Raw genomic sequence first — 620 nt, forward strand, 5'->3', positions numbered from 1 at the left:
GGCGGCATCGGCCGCCTTGCGGGCCATGGTGCTCTTCGCGAGGAACTTCGGCCGGAAGTCCTCCACCGCAACCCCGTCATGACCCCGCATCACGTGCTTGGCCCACTTGCGGCCCGTGTCCTCACGCTGCCGGGCGACCTTCTTGTGCAGCTTCGCCGCCTGCGCCTGCGCCTTCCGGTAACCCTTCGAAGCGGGCTGCCCCTTCGGCCGCCGACGCCGGGCCATCATCCGCTGATACTTCGCCAGCCGCTGCGCGGCCTTGCCGCCGTGCTCGGCATGCGGGAGGTCGTAGGCGTCATCGGTGGTGGTAGCCGTCTCGGCAACCCCCCAGTCCACGCCCAGGACACGGCCGGTCGCCGACAGCGGCACCTGCTGGGCCGGGACGACGAAGGACGCATACCAGTGGCCGAGACTGTCTTGGTATACGCGCACGCTGGAGGGGTCGTCGGGAAGGTTCCGCGACCACACCACGCTCACCGCGATGCCCCCGGCCAGGTGCAGACGCCCGTCTTTCAACCGGAAGCCGCGCCAGCTGTAGTTCAGGCTCGGCCGCGCCTCCCGCTTGCGCTTGAAGCGGGGCATCCCAGCGCGTCGGTGCTGCGGCAACCGGTCCTTGATGT

1 protein-coding gene is annotated in these 620 nt (G+C 69.8%); it reads right to left on the bottom strand.

The genetic code is table 11. The annotated features are described in order from the left end of the window. Nucleotides 1-620: RNA-guided endonuclease InsQ/TnpB family protein (locus VXC91_RS46600; protein ID WP_329513366.1), on the bottom strand; the 620-nt coding region annotated here is incomplete at both ends.

Source organism: Streptomyces chiangmaiensis, assembly GCF_036281785.1.
Classification (GTDB): domain Bacteria; phylum Actinomycetota; class Actinomycetes; order Streptomycetales; family Streptomycetaceae; genus Streptomyces; species Streptomyces chiangmaiensis.